The sequence below is a fragment of the Syntrophaceticus schinkii genome (assembly GCF_000946815.1).
In the GTDB taxonomy this organism is placed as follows: Bacteria; Bacillota; DSM-12270; order Thermacetogeniales; family Thermacetogeniaceae; genus Syntrophaceticus; species Syntrophaceticus schinkii.
In genome coordinates, this window is the sequence record NZ_CDRZ01000283.1 from 1 (window position 1) to 3,895 (window position 3,895).

Below are 3,895 nucleotides of genomic sequence, written 5' to 3' on the forward strand. Positions count from 1 at the left end.
ATTGATCTTTCGCTGCTGACTTACAAGCAAACAGTTGCAGGAGACGATATTTCTACAAGTTTTAGAAATGTTGTCGAACCAGCTTGAAAGTGGCGATATACGCGTAATGCATCTTCGTCTGGCGAGAGCAAACCGTATACCGGCCGGGACAGTCGTCATAGCTGTGATGCAATTTGAGGTTGCCGCGGGGGCAAGTCCGGGGGCGGCTTGCGCCTTGGAACTGACCGGAGTGAAATATCATGATGGCGATCGCATAGTATTGCCCGTAACGGCGAATAACGGGCAGTTCAGCGTACCTGCGGAAGCGATAGGAGTCACGGGAGTCATCCTTAATAAGACCACAGATACAATCATCCCCAGCCTCAGCGACCAGCTGACGGTAGCGATCACCCCGGCGAATGCGACCAACCAGGACGTGACCTGGGAATCGGACAATGAAGCCGTGGCCACAGTTAGCAGCACGGGTTTGGTAACGGCAGTGGCTCCGGGCACGGCCAATATCATCATAACGACCGATGACGGCGGTTATACCGCAACTTGTGAGGTAACCGTACCGGATACCAGTATTGACGGATGGGTTTCCAGCTTTGATGGACTGACTGAGGCAATCAGCAATGCACCGAGCGGAAGCACCTATACGATTGCTTTGTTAAATAATTGTGAAACCGACCGGTTTGAAATCATCGGTTTGCCGCAGAATTGCAGCATATTGGTCGTTAATGGGACGACCGAGCTAATTACGATAGACGGTTTCAAGTGTAATGCCAGCAGCGGTTCGCTTGAATTTGGTCCGAATATTAATTTTATTGACGGAATAGAAACTGAGCTTCCCTTTGATCTAATAATAAACGGCGATGTTACAGGATCGTCCAGCAGATATGTCGGATTTGGAATTGATGCTGAACGCGGTTCGCGGGTCACGGTTAACGGCAATGTTTATGGCAACGACGGTGTCAATATCGGTTACGGTGATATCGGTATCTATGTTGATTATGCCACAGTTACCGTAAACGGGGATGTCTACGGCGGCAATGCGAATAACGTTCAAGGCGGTGTAGGTGTTTGCTGCTGGGGTGGCGGGGCTGTTACAGTTTACGGCAATGTCAACGGAGGAAATGGGATTGGTGTCCCCGGAGGTGCAGCCATTAGCGGAAGCGGCATAACTGTATATGGTACGGTGACCGACGGAACCAATATAGGCAGTTAGCAGGTCATAACCGCACAGGGCGCAATGTAACAGCATAACACCGCAATCACGGCAGGTAGGAAATTGATATTATCTCGTTGGTGGTTGAAAGGTGGTAATGCGCAGTAAGCTGGTGTGACCAACTAACGCCGATATTGAAAACAAAGAACAAAGGGGGGATATTTATAGAATCATTACCATCTGATGTTCTGGTTTGTTACTTGGTTAATTATCTAAGAGAGTCAGTAATAAAACAAAAAAAAGGATAAAAAGGGAGGAGATGAAGATGAACCTGAGTATAAATAGGTCAAAACCATTGTTTATTATACTCATATGCGTACTTGTGACATGCATGCTGTTTGTTAACGTTCCCGCAGTTTTTGCTACCGATCCGGCAACAACGCTGCAAGTCTACTTGCTCAACCCGGACGGAACGCAAACTTGGGTCCATACCTATTCGTATAATGACCTGGAATCACTGGCGATAGACCAGAAGTTCGCGACCATTGATGCCATGCCGGCCGGTGTGGGTACCGTATCGCACGGTGTACCGATCGCAGCCCTGGCGGAGGATGCTGCTACATATAACCCAGGCATCACCTGGCCCCCGGCCAGAAGATCATCTTATATCCCAATGATGCGCCAGGTACCCCTTACCAAGGTACCGAGTTCTATACTTACGATAAACTTGAAACTGCACGTTACTATTACCCGAATATGGTAGAATGTTTTACGGCGTATAGGCAAAGTGGAGATCCTGGTGATCTGGATACTGCCCTTGATAATCCGGTACCTGTAGAATCCGTGCTGTCCATAACTTCCTACCAGGGAAGGTATTTAACCGACAATGACCTGGATGATCTATGGAACAATATGAACAGCCTTGACACCTTCCGTTTCTGCATGGGCTTGACCGCAGATGAAGCTGAAGACGGAATTGAAGGAACGTATGCCTCCACTAACAAGTTCTGCAAGTGGGTCTACAAAGTCGCTTTCGGCCCGGTAAAAGGCCAGGAGGTAACCGCCGATACGACCAATAATATTACGGGTCAGCAGATTGACATGACTTTTACGGATAATGCAGCTTGGCGGAATGCGATCTCCAGCATCACAGTTGACGGTATTCCGGTCGACCCGTCACACTATACCATAACTGCGGGCAATATATCCTTCGACAGTACCGTATTCACCACGATCGGCAACCATTCTGTCGTCATAGCGGCTGCAGGCTACATGAACTCCAATGTAACCCAGCCTATTGGCGGAATTGCGCCGGAATTAAATGCTGATACCAGCAACAATGCCCTGGACCAGCCGATCGACGTCACGTTTACGGACAACGTTGATTGGCGTAACAACATCAGCAGTGTCACCATCAACGGAAGTCCGGTTACGAACTACACACTGGCGGCAGGGAAACTGACCTTCCCCGAGTCCGTTTTCACAGTGACAGGCGATTATACCATCACGGTGAATGCGACAAATTACAACAGTACATCAGTAACTCAGTCTATTCTTTTGGCCTATCCGAGTGATATCCATGTTGATGGCGTGCGGGTCGGCGACCAGGACTTCGCTCTGGCATTTACGGATGATCCTGCCTGGCGGGCGGCCATTACCGATATTATAGTCGGAGGCACCTCCAATCTAAGCTATTGCACCATCTCTGCCGGGCGTATCGAATTCGTCAACGCCGATATCCATAGTGTTGGTTACGACCTCGTAATCCAAGCGACCGGTTATCCTGATGTTGTAACAAGACTGGCGCCGGCAATAACACCGGATACTACGGAAAACGGTGTAAATCAGACTTCGGTCAGTAACGGCGGTATTGTCCTGACCTATACCAACCATCCCCTACTTCCCTCGTACAACGATGCAATTACCGATGTCAAAGTTAACGGAGACTCAATTGCCGGCTACTATACCAAGACAAGTGGGACTACGATTACCATCGATAACAGCGTGTTTACTGCAGCAGGTACCTACACAATTACCGTCTGCGCCACGGGATACCTGGATGCCACAACAGTACAGACCATATGTCCCCTTGGCGATATTAACTTTGACGGGGTAATAAATGATACAGATGTAGATTTAGTGAACAATTATGCTATGGAAATAGAAACACCCACTGCCGCCCAATTCATTGCGGCTGATGTTAATATGGATGGCGTCATCGACGAGCTTGATATTGATTGCATCATGGAGTTGGCCGGGTATTAATCACAAATGTTTTGCAGCAGAATATATCCACCAAAATAACCCTATTCAGAGCCTGCACGTGTAAAAAAGCCAGAGGGCAGGTTGAAAAACATAAACGCCTGGATAAATTGTTTTTAGCAAGGAGGAAATTGAAATGCAAGGATTCAAAAAATCAAAATTCAACAAAGTGTTGGGAATGCTGCTGGCAGTAGCATTCCTGTTTACCGGCTCGTTCGGAGCAAGTCTCGTACAGCAGCCGGCCGTAGCTTTGGCAGATGATCCGATTGAACTGACCGCCGGGACGGTAACCGGGAATCCCGGAGATACCGTTGAGGTGCCGATTACGCTGACCAGTTCGGGTAAAGTGGCCGGCGGGCAATATGACTTAAGTATTGATCTTTCGCTGCTGACTTACAAGCAAACAGTTGCAGGAGACGATATTTCTACAAGTTTTAGAATGTTGTCGAACCAGCTTGAAAGTGGCGATATACGCGTAATGCATCT

Annotated in this window: 3 protein-coding genes; all 3 read left to right on the forward strand. The window is 48.3% G+C overall.

Annotated elements, in window-relative coordinates; genetic code table 11:
- Window positions 1-214: 214 nt before the first annotated feature.
- Window positions 215-1,207 (forward strand): Ig-like domain-containing protein, encoded by a 993-nt coding sequence (locus SSCH_RS17035; protein ID WP_198142527.1) that lies wholly within the window; start codon window positions 215-217, stop codon window positions 1,205-1,207.
- Between the two features lie 696 nt (window positions 1,208-1,903).
- On the forward strand, window positions 1,904-3,412 hold the full coding sequence (locus tag SSCH_RS14740) for a hemoblobin-interacting domain-containing protein (RefSeq protein ID WP_044666145.1): 1,509 nt from the start codon (window positions 1,904-1,906) through the stop codon (window positions 3,410-3,412).
- 133 nt (window positions 3,413-3,545) lie between these two features.
- Window positions 3,546-3,895, forward strand: a 350-nt coding sequence (locus SSCH_RS14745; protein ID WP_044666146.1) for a cohesin domain-containing protein, incomplete at its 3' end; no start/stop codon positions are given.

Coding starts and splice junctions, on each gene's coding strand:
- SSCH_RS14740 (WP_044666145.1), top strand. CDS start 1,904: ATGGTAGAATGTTTTACGGCGTATAGGCAAAGTGGAGATCCTGGTGAT.